Here is an 18,762-nt window from a genome sequence, read left to right as displayed (position 1 = left end):
TGACGGGGTTGTTGTTTGAGAACTACATAGTGGACGCGAGCATCTAGAACACACACTTGTGTGTGTTCTTACAGCAATTTCTTATGAATGAACCTTGGGCCTACGTGGCGCATGGTTCTCTCGAGTAAGTTTTTGATCTTTGTGTGGTCAAGTTTTTAAGGGCACACGGTGGATGCCTTGGCATTAGGAGCCGAAGAAGGACGTAGGAATCTGCGATAAGCCTGGGGGAGTTGATAACCGAGCGTTGATCCCAGGATGTCCGAATGGGGAAACCCCGCACAACGCTGTCAAAAGTGATTGTGTGACCCGCATCTGAACACATAGGGTGCGTGGGGGGAACGCGGGGAAGTGAAACATCTCAGTACCCGCAGGAAGAGAAAACAATAGTGATTCCGTTAGTAGTGGCGAGCGAACGCGGATCAGGCTAAACCGTTTCCATGTGTGATAGCCGGCGGGCGTTGCATGGGCGGGGTTGTGGGACTTTCCGTTCTGGTTCTGCCGGACCAGTGAGGTGAGGTGCAGGCATAGGTGAACGGTCTTGAAAGGCCGGCCAGAGAGGGTGTGAGCCCCGTAACCGTAATGTTGTGCACGGCCTGGGGAGTATCCCAAGTAGCACGGGGCCCGAGAAATCCCGTGCGAATCTGTCAGGACCACCTGATAAGCCTAAATACTTCCTAATGACCGATAGCGGACCAGTACCGTGAGGGAAAGGTGAAAAGTACCCCGGGAGGGGAGTGAAACAGTACCTGAAACCGTGTGCTTACAATCCGTCGGAGCAACCGCGAGTGATCGCATAGTAGTTGTGACGGCGTGCCTTTTGAAGAATGAGCCTGCGAGTTAGTGTTACGTCGCGAGGTTAACCCGTGTGGGGTAGCCGTAGCGAAAGCGAGTCTGAATAGGGCGAGTGTAGTGGCGTGATCTAGACCCGAAGCGGAGTGATCTACCCATGGCCAGGTTGAAGCGACGGTAAGACGTCGTGGAGGACCGAACCCACTTCAGTTGAAAATGGAGGGGATGAGCTGTGGGTAGGGGTGAAAGGCCAATCAAACTCCGTGATAGCTGGTTCTCCCCGAAATGCATTTAGGTGCAGCGTTGCGTGTTTCTTGCCGGAGGTAGAGCTACTGGATGGCCGATGGGCCCTACAAGGTTACTGACGTCAGCCAAACTCCGAATGCCGGTAAGTCAGAGCGCAGCAGTGAGACTGTGGGGGATAAGCTTCATAGTCGAGAGGGAAACAGCCCAGACCACCAACTAAGGCCCCTAAGCGTGTGCTAAGTGGGAAAGGATGTGGAGTTGCGAAGACAACCAGGAGGTTGGCTTAGAAGCAGCCATCCTTGAAAGAGTGCGTAATAGCTCACTGGTCAAGTGATTCCGCGCCGACAATGTAGCGGGGCTCAAGTACACCGCCGAAGTTGTGGATTTCACATAATGCCCTAGCCTTCGTGGTTCAGGGGTGTGGAGTGGTAGGGGAGCGTCGTGTGGGCAGTGAAGTCGCGGTGGAAACCAGCGGTGGAGCCTACACGAGTGAGAATGCAGGCATGAGTAGCGAAAGACGGGTGAGAAACCCGTCCGCCGAATGATCAAGGGTTCCAGGGTCAAGCTAATCTGCCCTGGGTAAGTCGGGACCTAAGGCGAGGCCGACAGGCGTAGTCGATGGACAACGGGTTGATATTCCCGTACCGGCGAAAAACCGCCCATGCCAAGCGGGGGATACTAACCGCCCGGAGCCTGCCCGCCCACCCTTGTGGTGTGTGGGTTTTGGCCGAGCGCGGGACCTGATCCCGGGAGGTAAGCGTATTAACAGGTGTGACGCAGGAAGGTAGCCGGGCCGGGCGATGGTTGCCCCGGTCTAAGGATGTAGGGTCAGGGATAGGCAAATCCGTTCCTGTGTGTTCAATCACGGTCCTGAGATCTGATGGGACCCCCGTTCGGGGGGATCCGGTGATCCTATGCTGCCAAGAAAAGCATCGACGCGAGGTTTTAGCCGCCCGTACCCCAAACCGACACAGGTGATCAGGTAGAGAATACCAAGGCGATCGAGAGAATTATGGTTAAGGAACTCGGCAAAATGCCCCCGTAACTTCGGGAGAAGGGGGGCCTGCCCCGTGATGGAGACTTGCTCTCCGTGAGCGGGTGTGGGCCGCAGAGACCAGGGGGAAGCGACTGTTTACTAAAAACACAGGTCCGTGCGAAGTCGCAAGACGATGTATACGGACTGACTCCTGCCCGGTGCTGGAAGGTTAAGAGGACCGGTTAGCCCCTTGCGGGCGAAGCTGAGAATTTAAGCCCCAGTAAACGGCGGTGGTAACTATAACCATCCTAAGGTAGCGAAATTCCTTGTCGGGTAAGTTCCGACCTGCACGAATGGAGTAACGACTTCCCCGCTGTCTCAACCATAAACTCGGCGAAATTGCAGTACGAGTAAAGATGCTCGTTACGCGCAGCAGGACGGAAAGACCCCGAGACCTTTACTATAGTTTGGTATTGGTGTTCGGAGTGGCTTGTGTAGGATAGGTGGGAGACGTTGAAACCCGGACGCCAGTTCGGGTGGAGTCATCGTTGAAATACCACTCTGGTCACTTTGGACATCTAACTTCGGCCCGTGATCCGGGTCAGGGACAGTGCCTGATGGGTAGTTTAACTGGGGCGGTTGCCTCCTAAAAAGTAACGGAGGCGCCCAAAGGTTCCCTCAGCCTGGTTGGCAATCAGGTGTCGAGTGTAAGTGCACAAGGGAGCTTGACTGTGAGAGAGACATCTCAAGCAGGGACGAAAGTCGGGACTAGTGATCCGGCGGTACATTGTGGAATGGCCGTCGCTCAACGGATAAAAGGTACCTCGGGGATAACAGGCTGATCTTGCCCAAGAGTCCATATCGACGGCATGGTTTGGCACCTCGATGTCGGCTCGTCGCATCCTGGGGCTGGAGTAGGTCCCAAGGGTTGGGCTGTTCGCCCATTAAAGCGGTACGCGAGCTGGGTTTAGAACGTCGTGAGACAGTTCGGTCCCTATCCGCTGCGCGCGCAGGAAATTTGAGAAGGGCTGTCCTTAGTACGAGAGGACCGGGACGGACGAACCTCTGGTGTGTCAGTTGTACTGCCAAGTGCATCGCTGATTAGCTACGTTCGGATGGGATAACCGCTGAAAGCATCTAAGCGGGAAGCTCGCTTCAAGATGAGATTTCCATACACATCATGTGTGAGAGGCCCCCAGCCAGACCACTGGGTTGATAGGCCGGATGTGGAAGCGAGGACTAACGACTCGTGAAGCTGACCGGTACTAATAGGCCAACAACTTACACCACACAACACACTGCACGCGTCCACTATGTGGTTCCCGAACAACAACCGTTCCAGGAACCAAACAACTACATAACAACACCACAGTTGTAACCAACAGATTTCCCACCACCAGGGCCCGAACCCTGCTGGACGGGTAACAGAGTTACGGCGGTCATAGCGTGGGGGAAACGCCCGGTCCCATTCCGAACCCGGAAGCTAAGACCCACAGCGCCGATGGTACTGCACCCGGGAGGGTGTGGGAGAGTAGGACACCGCCGGACATAATTTGAGAAGAGCCCCGACCCTGAAGGTCGGGGCTCCCCGCATTTAACAGTCATGTAAAACCCAACTGTGTGCCTTTTGCCACCGGTAGAGTTGGTGGTCATGGAAAACCTCTTCAGCCACCCCCAACCGGAGCCCGAGCCGTCCCAGCAGGACAGTGATGGCTTGGAGCCCCTCATTATCACCGTCGTGGTACCCACGAACGTCTCGCATGCCTTCCAAGGATTCACGGATCATCCGCACCTATGGTGGCCGCTGGAACAGGAGAGTGTGTTCGGCGCGGGATCGCATGTTGAGTTCGAAGAGAACCTGATCCTGGAGACGGCCGAGGACGGTCGTACGTCTGTATGGGGAACCATAGACGATTGGCAACCCCCGCTGTCTTTCCATGCCAGCTGGTATCCGGCCAGTACGCCTCTGTGGTCCACCGAGATCCGTGTAGCTTTCCGGGCTGTTGACGAGGGCACTGAAGTGCGCCTGGTCCACGATGGTTGGGAGGGCGCCGAGGACCCTGCCGCCTCCCGTGCGTCGTACGCCGAAGGCTGGCCACGCGTCCTGGAGCGCTATGTGAGGTTCATGGGCGGAGCAGTTGCCTAGGATCCGCCGGCTCCACGCCAACGATTGGCCATTGTTGAGGGCCGTCCGCTTGGAGATGCTCACAGATACGCCCATGGCCTACGTGGAGAGCCTGGATGCTGCGCGCCGACAAACAGATACGCAGTGGCAGGAGCGTGCTGCCGCAATGTCCGGGGATGCCAGTATCACCCTGGTTGCTGATTCAGGCGAAGACGGCAGCGGATTCTGCGGCCTGATGCGGGTGGTGGTCAAACACCCTCAGAATCCGGAGAAGCCGCTGCAGGCGATGCTCATCAGCGTGTATGTCGCACCGGAACACCGCGGGCTGGGCTTGGCCGACGAACTCCTGAAGGAGGCGTGCAAAGCCGCGGCGGAAGAACTCGCGGCCGAGCACATCGAGCTCGGGGTGCATGAGGACAACTCCAGGGCGCTTGCGTTCTACCGGCGCCATGGATTCGAGACTACGGGGGCCAGCCGGCCGTATCCGCAGGACGCGTCAAAGCTGGAACTCGTGATGGAGCGCCGGCTGCCGTAGGAAGCACCCTAGGAGGCGCCGGACCTCGGCACAGCGGTACTTGTTCGCACCACGAGCTTGGTGGGGTGCTCGGTGTCTGCAGGCTCCAGGACCAAGCCGTTATTGATTGCGCCCAGCAGTGTTTGAACCGCCAGCGCACCTTGGCCTTTGGCATCCTGGTCGATGGTGGTCAGGCCCAGGACGTTGCCCAGGTCATGCCCGTCGATGCCCATGACCGAGAGGTCGTCGGGGATGCGCAGGCCGAAGTCCCGCGCGGCGAGGATGGTGCCTATGGCCATCTCGTCTGACGCTGCGAAAACGGCTGTGGGACGCTCCGGTGCGCTTGCCAGCAGTTGCCGCGCTGCCGCGTATGCGCCTTCTATGGTGAAGTCCGCGGAAACGATCCACTCGGGCCTAACCGGGCAGCCGGCGTCGTTCATTGCTTTCTCAAAACCGCTGCGGCGGGTTCCGGGCAGGTGGAAGTCTTGGTCGTAGGCTTCGTGACCGGTGATGTGGGCGATCTTGGCGTGGCCCAGGCCAAGAAGGTGGTTGGTGGCCTTCAGCGCGATCGCGGTGTCATCGATCCTGATGGTGGAGGCTCCGGGCAGAGGGCCACCGATGCCGACAATCGGCCTGTGGACTGTAAGAAGTTGCTGGATCTCGTCTTCACTGAGCTCCAAGGAGACAGCTATGACCGCGTCCACACGTTTGCGGAGCAGGAAGTCGTTGAAAACGCTCTGACGATGCGCCGGGTTCTCGCCGATGTTGTAGAGGGTGAGGTCGTAACCGGCCTCAAGCAAGGCAGCTGAGGCGCCCTCGATCACCGCTGAAAAGAACCAACGGTGGACCGAGGGCACTACCAACCCGACGTTGTGCGTACGGCCCGAAGCCAGGCTCGATGCATGGTAGGACAGCACGAATCCCAGTTCGGCAGCTGCAGCGCGGGCACGTTCCCGGCTTGTGGGGGAGACGTTGCCCTTCCCGCTCAGCGCCCGTGAGACCGTGGCAACGGACAGCCCTGCTCGCTCGGCTACGTCCTTGATGCCGGTCATGCTGCTCCTCGGGGAAAAGTTAGCTGGCTGCGAGCCAGATTGTCTCCCCTGAGCCTAGTTGATCAGCGCCTGGTTGATCGGCGCCGGCTTCCGCCGCGGAGCTGCGGAGGATCGTCCTGCCTGCCGGGAGCGGCATGGCATCCGTCCCAACGTTCATGATCACCAACGTGTTGCCGTTGAGGTAGGCGAGCGAGGTCTCGGTGCAGTAGTCCTCCACCCAGGCGAGGGAGCCTTCGCCGAGCCTGTGCGAGGCCCGCAACGCGAGCATCTCACGGTAAAGGTTAAGGTGCGACGCCGGATCTGACTCTTGCTGGTCCCTCGCCAGTGTGGGCCAGGACTCGGGTTGGGGCAGCCATGGGTCCATGCCGCCACCGAAGCCGGCGTGCGGCTCGGCGGAACGCCACGGGAGCGGCACTCGGCAGCCGTCACGGCCGATCCGGGCTCCGCCAGTGCGCGCGAAAGTTGGATCTTGGCGCATGCTGCCGGGAATGCTGGAGGAGTCGGGAAGGCCCAGCTCTTCGCCTTGGTAGAGGTAGGCGCCACCTGGCAGGCCGAGCATGAACAGGGTAGCCGCGGCAGCCCTCCGTCGTCCGAGGTCTTCATTGGGCTGGGCGTCGTCCGGGCCGATACCGTCGCCGTCGCGGGGTCCCGGTCCGTCGTAGCCGAAGCGTGAGGCGTGCCGGACAACATCGTGGTTGGACAGCACCCAGGTGCTGGGGGCGCCCACTGCGTCCAGCGAGACCAGGGAGTCGGTGATGGTGTGGCGCAGGCGGTTCACATCCAGTCCTGCGTGCAGGTAGGGGAAGTTGAAGGCCTGGTGCATTTCGTCGGGACGGACCCACTGTGCCAGGCGGGGGAGTGGATCCACATTGGCTTCGGCGCACAGGATGCGGTCCGGACCGTACTCTTCCAGGATGGAGCGCCAGCGGCGGTAGATGTCGTGCAGGGCGGGCTGGCCAAACATGGGAGCATCATGGCCCGGGAAGCCTTCGGAGCTGTTGCCGTCTGCACGGCCACCCCAGTTGGGGAGTCCGGCGGCCTTGACCAGCGCGTGGGCGACGTCCACGCGGAAGCCGGAGATGCCGCGGTCCAGCCAGAAGCGGAGGACGCGTTCGAACTCGGCGTGGACTGCCGGGTTGTCCCAGTTGAAGTCGGGCTGCGAGGAGTCGAAGAGGTGCAGGAACCATTGGCCGGGCTTTCCGCCCGGCTCGATGATGCGGGTCCATGCCGGTCCACCGAAGTGCGATTGCCAGTTGTTGGGTGGCTCGTTACCGTCGGGTCCTTGGCCGTCCCGGAAGATGAACATGTCCCGCTCCGGGCTGTTTGCACCCGCCGCGAGTGCCGCCTGGAAGGCGACGTGCTGGTCAGAACAGTGGTTGGGGACGAGGTCCGCGATGACGCGCAGGTTGAGCCGGTTGGCCTCTGCGATGAGGGCGTCGAAGTCGGTGAGTGTGCCGAACAGCGGATCGACATCGCAGTAGTCGCTGACGTCGTATCCTGCGTCCCGCTGGGGTGAGCGGTAGAACGGCGACAACCAGACGGCGTCGACCCCCAACGCAGCCAGCTGCGTGAGTTCGGCTGTGATGCCCGCCAAGTCTCCTACGCCGTCACCGTTGAGGTCCCTGAAGGATCGCGGATAGATCTGGTAAATCACAGCGGAACGCCACCATCCGTGCGCCGTCGAGGCTTCGTGGACCGGGGTCAAATGTATGAAAGCTGCAGGGGGCTCGTGGGTCGCAACCGAGAGCAATGAGTCAACGGACATGAACACATCGTAGAAGAGAATTCGGGAAATTGTAAACGTTTCCAGTCCTAAGGGTGCTGTCTTTGCGGCGCTATTGAGTTGCGGGCTTTTCAAAACTGGCCACAGCAATGTAGGGTGTGGAAGCGCTTGCAGTTGTGAGCCATGTCACCGATGATGCAACGGGCTCAGAGCCCCTGCCGTCGTCGAAGCAGAAGAAACGAAAGGGACACCAATGAAGGTGCACAACACCCTAGCGACTCAAACCACCCGCCGCGTGTTCGCCACCGCGGCGATCTCCGTGGTTGCAGCCCTGGCACTGAGCGCCTGTGGCGGCAGCGCCTCCACCGCTCCCAGCTCGGAAGCCGCCAAGCCTGATCTGAAGGCTGCCGGCGCAGGCGTTATCACCATGTGGGTGGACGCCGAGCGTTCCCCTGCACTGAAGGACATTACCGAGAAGTTCAAGTCCGACACCGGCATCGAGGTGAAGCTGGTGGTCAAGGACTTCGCCGCCGTGCGTGACGACTTCATCACCCAGGTACCCACCGGACAGGGGCCGGACCTGATTGTTGGACCGCATGACTGGATTGGAAAGTTCGTCCAGAACGGTGTGATTGCCCCCGTCGAGTTGGGCGACAAAGCAGGACAGTTCCAGGATTCCTCCATCAAGGCCATGACCTACAACGGCGCCGTCTATGGTGTCCCCTACGCCACCGAAAACATTGCCCTCCTTCGCAACACCAGCATCGTGGACAGCAAAGCTGCAACCTTGGACGAAGTGGTGGCCAACGGCAAGAAGGCCGTAGCGGACGGCAAAGCAACGTTCCCGTTCCTGGTGGGTATGGACCCCAAGCAGGGCGACCCGTACCACCTGTACCCGCTGCAGGCCTCCATGGGTTCGCAGGTCTTCGGCAAGAATGCCGACGGCGGATATGACGCCAAGCAGCTCCTCATTGGTGACGCTGCCGGCGTCGAATTCGCCAAGAAACTGGCCGCCTGGGGCGATGCTGGCGAGAAGATCATCAACTCCAACATCACTGGCGACATCGCCAAGGAGAAGTTCCTGGCCGGAGAATCACCGTACTTCCTGACAGGCCCGTGGAACGTTCCGGATGTCCAGAAGAAGGGCATCAAGTTCGCGGTGGATGAACTCCCCACCGCCGGTAGCGAGCCTGCCCAGCCGTTCATCGGCGTCAACGGCTTCTTCATCAGCGCCAAGAGCGCCAACGCCCTTGCCACCAATGAATTCGTGACCAACTACCTCACGTCTGAGTCTGCCCAGGACTCCATGTATGCGGCAGGTGGCCGCCCGCCTGCCCTGAAGGCCTCGTTCGAGAAGGCTGCCAGCGACCCCGTGGTGGAAGCGTTCGGCAAGATCGGCGCCGCCGGCGTTCCCATGCCGGCCATCCCGGAAATGAGCGCCGTGTGGGCTGACTGGGGCGCTACGGAACTGGCCATCATCAAGGGCCAGGGCGATCCGGCTGATGCCTGGACCAAGATGGCCGACAGCATCAAGTCCAAGATCGGCGGCTAGTACCGCAACCCGGTTACTCCACCGGTCTGCCAGGGGCCGGGCGGCACCCCACCGCCCGGCCCGTGCCTGCCGCCAACCGCTTTACCCAAGGATCCACAATGCCAAAACCAGATCTCCGCGAGCTGCCAGCCAACCAAGCCCAAGCGGCCCCGGCCCAGCCGACTCGTAGCAGCGCCCGCCGCCCCGCCAAGCCCGCACGTCATCCGGATTCCCTCAAGGGCACCATCCTCAAGGTTGTCCTGCTGGGACTTGTGGACGCTTTCGCCGTGTATGTCCTGATGATGCTCTTCCTGAGCCAGTCGTGGGCTGCGCTGGCGGTGTCTGCTTTGGTGGTCCTTGCCATCAACTGGATCTACCTCCGCAAGGGCGGGTTGCCGGCCAAGTACCTCGCTCCGGGCGTGCTGTTCCTGCTGGTTTTTCAGGTTTTGGTGGTGGTCTTCAGCGGCTACATCGCGTTTACCAACTACGGCGACGGGCACAACAGCACCAAGGATGATGCCATTTCGGCCATTCAGTTGACGGCTCAGAAGCGCGTCCCGGACTCGCCCGCTTATAAGGCCTCCGTTCTCACCAAAGACAACGAGTTCTATCTGCTGTTCACGGATCCTGCGGGCAAGGCGCAGATCGGCAGCAGTGAGGATCCGCTCACCGATGCACAGGGCGCGGGCAAGGATTCAACGGGCAAAGCAAACTCCCTGTCCGGTTACGAGACCTTGAAGTTCCAGGAGATTGTGGCCAACCAGCAGGAGATCCTGAAGATCACTGTTCCAGTGTCCGATAACCCCGCGGATGGAACGCTCCGAACCGCGGACGGCAGTACGGCCTACCAGTTCAAGCCGGCGCTCGACTATGACGCCACCACGGACACATTCACGGACACCGGGACCGGCACGGAATACCGCGATAATGGCAAAGGAGCCTTCGCCGATGCAAACGGGGAGACCTTGGCTACTGGCTGGAAGATCGATGTTGGCATGGACAACTTCGTCCGGGCCTTCACGGATCCCAGCCTCCGAGGGCCGCTCCTGGGTGTGATCCTCTGGACGTTCACCTTCTCTATCGCATCCGTCGCCCTGACCTTCGTGATGGGCCTCTTCCTGGCCATCACGTTCAACCGGGAGGACCTCCGAGGCAAGAAGGCGTACCGGATCCTGATGATCCTGCCCTACGCGTTTCCTGCATTCCTGTCCGGCCTGGTGTGGTCCGGCATCCTCAACCCCGAGTTCGGCTGGCTCAACCAAACGCTGCTGGGCGGCGCGAACATCGGGTGGCTTACGGACCCGGTCCTGGCCAAGATCAGCGTGCTGGTGGTCAACGTGTGGCTCGGCTTCCCCTACATGTTCCTGGTCTGCACGGGTGCTCTCCAGTCCCTGCCCTCTGAAATCGACGAGGCCGCACGTATGGACGGCGCATCAGCCTGGCGCGTCTTCCGCTCCATCAAGCTTCCCCTGCTGCTGGTGTCCGTAGCCCCGCTGCTCATTTCGTCCTTCGCCTTCAACTTCAATAACTTCAACGTCATCTACATGCTGACCGGCGGCGGGCCGCGCTTCGCGGACACTGACCGAGACATCGGATCCACCGACATCCTGATCACGCTGGTGTACAAGGTGGCGTTCGGCCAAGGAACGGGCCGCGACTACGGCCTGGCCAGCGCGCTCGCCATCATCATCTTCATCATCGTGGCCACTATTTCGGCCATCAGCTTCAAGCAGACCAAAGCACTCGAGGACGTGAACTGATGAGCGTACGCACATTCGCCTCCAGCAAGGAAACAACGTTCGACGGCGGCCCCTCGCCGCTGGCGCAAAAGCGCCGTCCCTTTGGGGTCTGGTTCAAGGACAAAGGCTGGCGGCATGTGGTGGGCATCGTCACCACCATCTTCGCCGTGTTCCCGCTCCTGTATGTTCTGTCCGCTGCCCTGGATTCCAACGGCACCCTGGTGGGTTCCAACGGGCTGTTCTCCAGGTTCGACACCGGTAACTTCGTGGCACTCTTCAGCGACCCCACCCGACCCTTCGGCCGGTGGTTCGTAAACACTCTGGTGGTTGGCACGGTAACGTCCGCTGCCACCGTTTTCCTCGGTGCCATGGCCGCGTACGCGTTCTCCCGCATGCGCTTCAAAGGCCGCCGGATGGGACTCTTGACCCTGCTCCTGCTGCAGATGTTCCCGCAGCTGTTGGCCGTCGTCGCCATCTTCCTTCTCCTGAGCGGGATCTCGCAGGTAATTCCGGCCTTGGGGCTGGGCAGCCAGCTGGGCCTCATCATGGTGTACCTGGGCGGAGCGCTGGGTGTGAACACCTACCTTATGTACGGGTTCTTCAACACAGTCCCGCAGTCACTGGATGAGGCCGCCAAGATCGACGGCGCCAGCCACGTGCAGATCTTCTTCGGCATCATCCTGCGACTGGTCACGCCCATTCTGGCGGTTGTGGGTCTCCTTGCGTTCATCGGGATCTCCAGCGAATTCGTCATTGCCAGCGTTGTGCTGACCGATCCGGACAGCCAGACGCTCGCCGTCGGGCTTTACTCCTACGTGGCCCAGCAGCGCTCCGAGAACTGGGGCGTCTTCGCGGCAGGTGCCGTGATCGCCGCGATCCCCGTCATGGCACTGTTCCTCTTCCTGCAGAAGTACATCGTCAGTGGCCTCACCGCCGGCTCAGTGAAAGGCTGATCATGCCCATCGCCCTTCCGCACCACGACGGATCTGGACTCTTTGCTCCCCATGCCGTGTCCCTTGGCGATACCGTTCGCCTCCGGATCCGTGTCCCGCAAGGGTGGGGCCCGGCGTCGAAAGTTTGGGTCCGTTCCCTCCAAGATGGGGAGCCCCGTTACGACGCCGCGATCCGGCTCGGCTCGACTGATGGCTGGGACTGGTGGGAGGCGGCGATGCTGGTAGCGAATCCCGTGGCCAAGTACCGCTTCCTGCTTGAAGTCGCTGACACGCACGACGGCGGTGCTGCCACCAGCGCCCCGGGGAGTGGCAGTACCGTCGGGCGGCGGTACTGGAACCTCAACGCCCAAGGCCTGTTCGCCAGGGATGTCTCCGATTCCGCGGACTTCAGGCTGACGTCGTTCGCCCCGGCTCCGGAGTGGCTGCGTAAGGGCACCATCTACCAGGTGTTCCCGGACCGGTTCGCGCGATCCACCCAGGCGGATGGCCATCCCACTCCCGATTGGGCCATCCCGTGTTCCTGGAATGAACCGGTGGTGGGAACGGGCGAGGAGGCTTCCACCCAGTTCTATGGGGGAGACCTTCCCGGGATCACGGGCAAGCTCGACCACCTGCGGGAACTGGGCGTGGATGTCCTCTACCTGACGCCGTTCTTCCCGGCACGCTCCAATCACCGCTACGACGCTTCTACCTTCGATGCCGTAGACCCGCTCCTTGGCGGGGACCAGGCATTGGTGGAACTGGTTGAAGCAGCGCACGCCCGGGGTATTCGCGTCATGGGGGACCTCACCGCCAACCACTCCGGCGCTGCCCACGAGTGGTTCGTCAAAGCGCTCGCCGATCCTGGATCCGAGGAAGCAGGCTACTACTACTTCAGCCCGGACCATTCCAGCTACGAGTCGTGGTGGGGCGTGCCGTCGCTGCCCAAATTCAACTGGTCCTCGGAAGCCCTCCGGCGGCGTTTCGTGACCGATGATGATTCCGTGGTGGCCCGCTGGCTCAAACCGCCGTTCAACCTGGATGGCTGGAGGATCGACGTCGGCAACATGACCGGGCGCCTTGGATCGGTGGACCTTAATCACGAGGTAGCCGGGCTCATCGCGGTCCGGGTTCGTGAGATCAACCCGGACGCTGCCCTGTTGGCGGAATCCACGTCCGACGCCGCCTCGGATTTCACAGGTGAGCACTGGCAAGGCGCCATGACGTATTCCAACCTCACCCGCCCGCTGTGGTCGTGGCTCGCGAAAGACGCTCCGAACGTCAATTTCTTTGGCTCGCCCCAAACGGGGCCCCACAGGATCGACGCCGAAGACTTCCTCGCTACGCATCAGGACCTCGCCGCGGGATTTAGCTGGGGTGTGCGACAAAATAATATGAACGCGCTGAACACGCACGACACAGCGCGTGCCGCGACCGTGATGATCGACGGCGGCCCGGAAGTGGGCGCCGTACTCACCTTCTGCCTGCCGGGCGTGCCTGTAATCTTCGCGGGTGATGAGTTCGGCTTGGAAGGGTTCAACGGGGAGGATTCCAGAACTCCCATGCCATGGGTTGAGAGTGACCGCGTGCTGAAGGACCTGCAACCCGTCTATGCACGCCTGGGACGGCTCCGCAAGGAAGTTCCGGCGCTGACCGACGGCGGGGTGCGTTGGCTCCACGCAGAGGGCGACACTTTGGTTTTTGTTCGCGAGACGGCAGAATCTTCGGTGCTGGTGTTCGTCGCGAGGGCCGCCGCCGATGTGGTCCTCGACAATTCAGTTCTTAGCGGCGCGCAGCTCGAAGCGTTGCTTGCCGCGCCACTGCACCACTCCGGAACAGTGACGTCCGCACCCGCTGGGCCATCACGCGTCGAGGGTGTCTGTCTACGCGCCGAAGGCCGCTCCGCGGGAATCTGGGCGATCCCCGGGACACGGGTTCCCACCCGGTAGCAGGCGACTGTGGCCGTGCTCTGCCGTTCTGTGCTGGCTAGACTGTGAGCACTAAAACACTGCGAAGACTGCCGGTTTGGCGTGTCCGCGGTGCGTACGTGGAGGGACCACTGTGTCGGACGAAACGGCTATGGCCGGAACATCAGCGGAGAGCATCAACGGCAGGATGGCGGGCCACCGGGAAGCCTCCAAGCCATCAGCGGCCCAGCAAGTGTTCCTGCAGGAGCTCGCGGCCGGACTCCGGGCCGGACAGGTAGCAGAGGATGAAGAAACCCTGAGCGTCTACTCCGTGGACCAGGGCCCACTGCTGGAGCGGCACCTGCCCCTCGCCGTCGTCTGGGCCGAATCCGTGGAGGACGTCCAACACATCGTTCGCAGCTGCGCGGCGCATCAGGTTCCCATTGTGGCCAGGGGCGCCGGAACCGGCGTCTCCGGCGGCGCGCATGCCACCGAAGGCTGCATCGTCCTGGGCCTTGAACGGATGAACCGCATCCTGGACCTCAACCCGGACGACGAGACCGCCGTCGTCGAACCCGGCGTCATCAACGCCGACCTGAACGCTGCCGCCGCCGAACACGGACTGATGTACGCACCGGACCCCGCCAGCTACAAAATGTCCACCATCGGTGGCAACGTGGCAACCAACGCCGGGGGACTGCGCTGCGCCAAATACGGTGTAACACGCGATTCCGTGCTGGCACTGGACGTTGTCATGGCGGACGGCTCCTTGATGCACACAGGCCACCAAACCTTCAAAGGCGTTGCGGGGTACGACCTGACCGCGCTGCTGGTCGGCTCCGAGGGAACGCTGGGGATCGTGGTGGGCGTGACGGTGCGGCTGAAGTATCTGCCCCGCGAAGTCCACACCATTGCGGCCTTCTACCAGGACTTCCGCAGCGCAGCTTCTGGCGTGCTTGCCGTGGGAAGGGCCCGGGTGCAGCCCGCCATCATGGAACTCCTGGACAACGGCACCCTGGCGCAGCTGGACGAACTTCATGGCGGCGACCTCCAAGCACGAGGTAAGTCCTTGCTACTGATCCAGACCGATGGCTTCGGTGCGGCCGCAGAAGCCGATGTCGTCCGGCAGGTACTTGCCGACGGCGGCGCCACCGTGACTACGGAAGCCAGCGAAGAAGCCGAGATGCTGGTGGAACTGCGGCGCAACAGCCGCGGCGTCGAAGTGGACGACGAATTCAGGGTGGGTGAGGACATCGCCGTCCCGCGCTCCAGGCTGGTGGACTTCGTGGCCGAACTCGAAGCGATGGCTGCCCGGTTCCAGGTGCGGCTCAAGGTAGTGGCCCATGCGGGCGACGGCAACCTGCACCCCACCTTCTGGATGGAACGGGTAGATCCCGCCACGGATGCGGACGCCCTGCAGCGTCTCAACGCGGCCCTGGACGAATCCATCCGTGTAGGGCTGGACATGGGCGGCACCATCACAGGCGAGCACGGCGTGGGGCAGTACAAGCTGCGGTGGCTCGGGCTGGAGCAGCCCGAGCCAGTGCGGGAGCTGCAGCGGCGGATCAAGGAGTTGTTTGATCCGCAGGGGATTCTGAATCCGGGGAAGGCTATCTAAGGGTGAGTCGTGCGCCCGCAGGGCCGAAACGCTCGGCGCGCTCGGTCGTCTGGTGCCCGCAGGGCCGGAACGCTCGGCGCGCTCGGTCGTCTGGTGCCCGCAGGGCCGGAACGCTCGGCGCGCTCGGTCGTGCCTCCCTTAGACGCGCGCTGCCCCGTTCCGGCCCTGCGGGCCATCCGCGGACGGCTCTCTGACGCTCTATCAGGTCCCTCGTGTTTGGGTGTGACGCTCTATCACGTCCCTCGTGCTTGGGTGTGACGCTCTATCAGGTCCCAGACCCTTACGGATCACCTTTGCAGCTCTTGGTATTCCAAGCTCGAGAAAGTTGCACTTGGAGTCATCTCAGTCACGGCTTTTCACGGCATTTACTTTCCGCTTATCACGCCTTAGTCTTACTTGGTATACCAAAGTTGCTATAAGGGGAAAGACGTGCGTGTGAAGCGGTTGGGTGGGGCGCGATTGAATCCCAGGTTGATGACTGGCCTGGTGCTGCTCGCACTTGTTGTGGTGTCCGTCAATCTTCGGCCGGCCATAACTACTGTGGCCGGGGTGATGAACCAGGTTCCGGGAGTGTTTATCCTTGACCCTGCGCTGCTGCCGTTGTTGGGGACTTTGCCTGTGCTGGCGTTCGGTATTTCCGGTCCCATCGGGCCTTGGCTGGCCCGACGATTCGGGACCGGGCGGGCGGTCGCAGTGGCATTGTTGGTTCTCGCTGCTGCGCTGATTGTTCGGGCGACGGTGCCCGCTCTCTTGCTGCCCGGAACGTTCCTGGCCGGCAGCGCGATCATGACTGCGAGCGTGCTGGTGCCGCAGATCGTCAAGGCGAACCGCGGCACTGGCTGGTGGACAGGGCTGTGCACCATGGGGTTCGGGTTGGGAGCGGCCCTTGGTGCCGGCCTGGTCCAACCACTCGAGCACGCCTTCGGCGGCAACTTGTCGTCGGCGCTCGCGGTGTGGGCCGTTCCTGCGCTACTGGGTGCCTTCTTGATCCACCGATGCGGAGACCCCGCGGCGGACGGCGCCGCCACGCCGCTGACCGGGGATGCGCCGTCGAAGCCTGTCACCCCAAGGCACGCGGTGCCGCTCCGGAAGCAACGCACCGCATGGGCAGTCACAGCTTTCTTCGGTCTGCAGGCCATGCTCTACTTCGCGATTACGTCTTGGCTGGCTGTGTATTTGGTATCCCGTGGGCTCACACCAGGCGATGCTGCTGCCCTGCTTGCTTGGTTCAGTCTGGCGGGCCTTCCTGCAAGTTTGCTCGCCCCCGTGCTGGCCAGCAATCCTCGCAGCCTCAGGATCATGGCGCCGGGGCTTGGCTTGTCGGTGGCGCTCGCGCTGGTGGGAGTCCTGGCCGCACCGGCTGAGCTGCAGTTCCTGATGGTCGGGATTCTGGGAGTGGTCCAGAGCGCCGGATTCGGGCTGGCCATGGCCTTGGTGGTGATCCGGTCCGATGGACCCCAGCTGCAGGGAGACTGTCGGCCATGAGCCAGGGCCTCGGGTTCGCGCTGGCCTCCCTCGGTCCTCTGGGTGCCGGGTTGCTACATACGTTGACCGGTGGCTGGGAAGCGACGTTCTGGGCACTTGCCGCCGAAGCCCTAGTCCTGGCCGGTGCCGGATTCTTCGCCATCCGTGGACCCCTCGTGAGCGTGGAGCAGGCGGACCAAGCGTCCCGTAGGGGCTCGAAAGCTATGTTCGTTCGATAACCCGGCCGTACGAGGGCGGGCGCAGTGAACAAGACCGGCTCCTTTTGCCCGGAACCGGGCGAAGGCCTGTCGGGCGGCAACTCTGCGGCGTATCCTCGGCGATATGACGAACTCACCATCAGGGACGAACCAGCCGGACACACCCGCGACGGAAATCCTGGAGACCAACGAATGTTGGGAGCTCCTCCGCGGTGTCTCAGTGGGCAGGCTCGCCGTTGTGGTGGACGACCACCCGGACATTTTCCCCGTGAATTACAAGGTTGACCACGGGACCATGATGTTCCGGACCGGAGAAGGCACCAAGCTCCATGCTGCCCTCGGAGATGCTCCCGTGGCCATTGAAGCCGACGGCGTCGATGCCGAAACAGGGGTGGCCTGGAGCGTGGTGGTCAAGGGCCAGGCGTCTGCCGTGGAGTTGACTCAGGACGTGCTGGATACCGTCGGACTCCTCCTCTTCCCATGGGAAGCCGGCCAGAAGGACCAGTTCATCCGCATCACTCCCAGCAAGGTGACGGGCCGGCGCTTCAAGGTCACCCCAGCTGTGACGTGGTGGACGCCGCTGGACGATGCCCCCACGGCACGAGGCGAGTAGCCCGTAACGTTAAACCCACCCTTGTCCGATCTCCTCCACGTTCAACGGCGAGGAAGTCGGACAAGAGCGGGTTTCGGGGGAGCTAGAGCAGTTCCAGCTGGTCAGCCACAACTCGGCCGGCGTGGATCACGGTGCGGTCCTTGCCGCGGTCCATCACGGTGGAAGCCACCGTTTCCCCGTCCACAAGGAGCAGCTCCGCAGGATCGCCAACCTCGACGCCGGGACGGTGCGCCGTGTCCTTCAGCCGGGTAGCGCCGGGGTCAAGGATGCTCGCTCCACCGACGGTGGCAATCGCCAGGCAGTGCTCGATCAACTCGTCCTTGCGGAAACCGTGCGTGAAGGCGAGCTGCCATGTCCGGTCCAGCATGTCCGTGTTGCCGTAGGGGGACCAGTAGTCGCGTTGGCCGTCCTCGCCCAAACCCAAGCGAACTCCAGCCTCGGTAAGCAGCGGGATGGGCAGTTGGCCGGCAGCAGAAGGAGCAACCGAAGCCAAGGAAACGTCCAGCTCCGCGAAGGCATCAATGAGCCTGCGCGTGGTGGCTTCGTTAACGCTGCCCAATTGGTAGGCGTGGGACATGGTGACCTTGCCTTGCATGCCCAACGCCCGGGTGCGCTCGAGCACCAGATCTGTGCTGAAGACTCCCAGTTCGCCGGGTTCGTGAAGGTGGATATCGATGGGAACCTGATATTTCTCGGCCAAGCCAAACACGATATCCAGGTGCTTCGCCGGGTCCCTGTCCAGGGTGCAGGGATCGATTCCACCCATCACGTTGGCGCCGGCTTTCAGCGCCTCCTCCATGAGCTCCACCGTCCCTTCCTCTAGCAACAATCCAGCTTGCGGAAAAGCGATGATGTCAACGGAAGCCTGGCCGGCGAACTTCTCCTTGGCGGTAGCAACGGCGTCGAAACGCTCCAGCCTGCAGTCCACATCCACCTGCGCGTAGGAGCGTACGCGGGTGGTGCCCCGCGCGACCATCCGGCCCAGGGTGTCGTTCACGCGATCCTGCAGCGGGACCTCGGCGTTGCGCCAGTTTTGACGGTCGTTCATCATCATGGTCCACACACCCGGACCTCCGGTGTGCTCCCGGAACGGGAGACCGATCCGGGTGGAATCCAAGTGCACGTGAACGTCCGAGAAGGACGGCAGCAGCAGGCGCCCACGTCCCTCCACAACAGTTAGGCCATCCGGAACGACGCGGGCAAGGTCATGCGGTTCGACGGCGGTGATCTTGCCGCCTGTTTCGCCCGCAACAAGACTCACGTCGCTGAGCGCTTGCCCCCACGGGCGGACGGCGCGGATCAGGGTATTCAATGG

At 62.0% G+C, this 18,762-nt stretch carries 13 protein-coding genes and 2 rRNA genes; 12 read left to right on the top strand and 3 right to left on the bottom strand.

Annotated features, from left to right (window positions below; all coding sequences use genetic code 11):
- The first annotated feature begins 145 nt into the window (after nt 1-145).
- From AC0J5Z_RS19535 to AC0J5Z_RS19520, 4 genes are all read left to right on the top strand, one after another.
- Nucleotides 146-3,301, top strand: a 23S ribosomal RNA gene (locus tag AC0J5Z_RS19535).
- A gap of 141 nt (nt 3,302-3,442) precedes the next feature.
- Nucleotides 3,443-3,559: ribosomal RNA gene (gene rrf / locus AC0J5Z_RS19530) — 5S ribosomal RNA — on the top strand.
- Nucleotides 3,560-3,662: 103 nt separating this feature from the next.
- Nucleotides 3,663-4,157: an SRPBCC domain-containing protein gene (locus tag AC0J5Z_RS19525; protein WP_475035667.1), complete on the top strand. Its 495-nt coding sequence runs from the start codon at nt 3,663-3,665 to the stop codon at nt 4,155-4,157.
- Complete coding sequence (locus AC0J5Z_RS19520; protein WP_475035666.1) at nt 4,150-4,671, top strand: GNAT family N-acetyltransferase; 522 nt, start codon at nt 4,150-4,152, stop codon at nt 4,669-4,671. Before AC0J5Z_RS19525 ends, AC0J5Z_RS19520 begins: the two co-directional genes overlap by 8 nt.
- 8 nt (nt 4,672-4,679) lie before the next feature.
- Here AC0J5Z_RS19520 and AC0J5Z_RS19515 read toward each other — a convergent pair whose 3' ends face one another.
- Together AC0J5Z_RS19515 and AC0J5Z_RS19510 are read right to left on the bottom strand one after the other, a co-directional pair.
- Complete coding sequence (locus tag AC0J5Z_RS19515; protein ID WP_475035665.1) at nt 4,680-5,702, bottom strand: LacI family DNA-binding transcriptional regulator; 1,023 nt, start codon at nt 5,700-5,702, stop codon at nt 4,680-4,682.
- Between the two features lie 19 nt (nt 5,703-5,721).
- The gene (locus AC0J5Z_RS19510; protein WP_475035664.1) at nt 5,722-7,467 is read right to left on the bottom strand and encodes a glycoside hydrolase family 13 protein; all 1,746 of its coding nucleotides are present in this window, start codon (nt 7,465-7,467) and stop codon (nt 5,722-5,724) included.
- A gap of 211 nt (nt 7,468-7,678) precedes the next feature.
- Here AC0J5Z_RS19510 and AC0J5Z_RS19505 point away from each other — a divergent pair, with 211 nt between their 5' ends.
- The 8 genes from AC0J5Z_RS19505 to AC0J5Z_RS19470 all read left to right on the top strand — a co-directional run bounded on the left by AC0J5Z_RS19505 (nt 7,679) and on the right by AC0J5Z_RS19470 (nt 17,447).
- Nucleotides 7,679-8,977 carry a sugar ABC transporter substrate-binding protein gene (locus AC0J5Z_RS19505; protein ID WP_475035663.1) on the top strand — a complete coding sequence of 433 codons (1,299 nt, stop codon included), beginning with the start codon at nt 7,679-7,681 and terminating at the stop codon, nt 8,975-8,977.
- Between the two features lie 98 nt (nt 8,978-9,075).
- Nucleotides 9,076-10,716, top strand: a complete 1,641-nt coding sequence (locus tag AC0J5Z_RS19500; protein ID WP_475035662.1) for an ABC transporter permease subunit — start codon at nt 9,076-9,078, stop codon at nt 10,714-10,716.
- Nucleotides 10,716-11,648: a sugar ABC transporter permease gene (locus AC0J5Z_RS19495; RefSeq protein WP_475035661.1), complete on the top strand. Its 933-nt coding sequence runs from the start codon at nt 10,716-10,718 to the stop codon at nt 11,646-11,648. The genes AC0J5Z_RS19500 and AC0J5Z_RS19495 overlap by 1 nt, the downstream gene beginning before the upstream one ends.
- Before the next feature lie 2 nt (nt 11,649-11,650).
- Nucleotides 11,651-13,576 carry a glycoside hydrolase family 13 protein gene (locus AC0J5Z_RS19490; RefSeq protein ID WP_475035660.1) on the top strand — a complete coding sequence of 642 codons (1,926 nt, stop codon included), beginning with the start codon at nt 11,651-11,653 and terminating at the stop codon, nt 13,574-13,576.
- A 130-nt stretch (nt 13,577-13,706) separates the two neighbouring features.
- Nucleotides 13,707-15,152: an FAD-binding oxidoreductase gene (locus AC0J5Z_RS19485; RefSeq protein WP_475035659.1), complete on the top strand. Its 1,446-nt coding sequence runs from the start codon at nt 13,707-13,709 to the stop codon at nt 15,150-15,152.
- 474 nt (nt 15,153-15,626) lie between these two features.
- Nucleotides 15,627-16,637, top strand: a complete 1,011-nt coding sequence (locus AC0J5Z_RS19480; RefSeq protein WP_475035658.1) for an MFS transporter — start codon at nt 15,627-15,629, stop codon at nt 16,635-16,637.
- The gene (locus AC0J5Z_RS19475; protein ID WP_475035657.1) at nt 16,634-16,855 is read left to right on the top strand and encodes a hypothetical protein; all 222 of its coding nucleotides are present in this window, start codon (nt 16,634-16,636) and stop codon (nt 16,853-16,855) included. The genes AC0J5Z_RS19480 and AC0J5Z_RS19475 overlap by 4 nt, the downstream gene beginning before the upstream one ends.
- Nucleotides 16,856-16,958: 103 nt before the next feature.
- Nucleotides 16,959-17,447 carry a pyridoxamine 5'-phosphate oxidase family protein gene (locus AC0J5Z_RS19470; RefSeq protein ID WP_475035656.1) on the top strand — a complete coding sequence of 163 codons (489 nt, stop codon included), beginning with the start codon at nt 16,959-16,961 and terminating at the stop codon, nt 17,445-17,447.
- An 82-nt stretch (nt 17,448-17,529) separates the two neighbouring features.
- Here AC0J5Z_RS19470 and AC0J5Z_RS19465 read toward each other — a convergent pair whose 3' ends face one another.
- Entirely contained in the window at nt 17,530-18,759 is a 1,230-nt protein-coding gene (locus AC0J5Z_RS19465; RefSeq protein WP_475035655.1) for an amidohydrolase family protein, read from the bottom strand.
- Nucleotides 18,760-18,762: the final 3 nt, after the last annotated feature.

This window comes from Paenarthrobacter sp. TRD_SC_7 (genome assembly GCF_056156245.1).
Note: the sequence above shows the minus strand (reverse complement) of the source record. Positions and strands in the feature narration are given on the sequence as shown.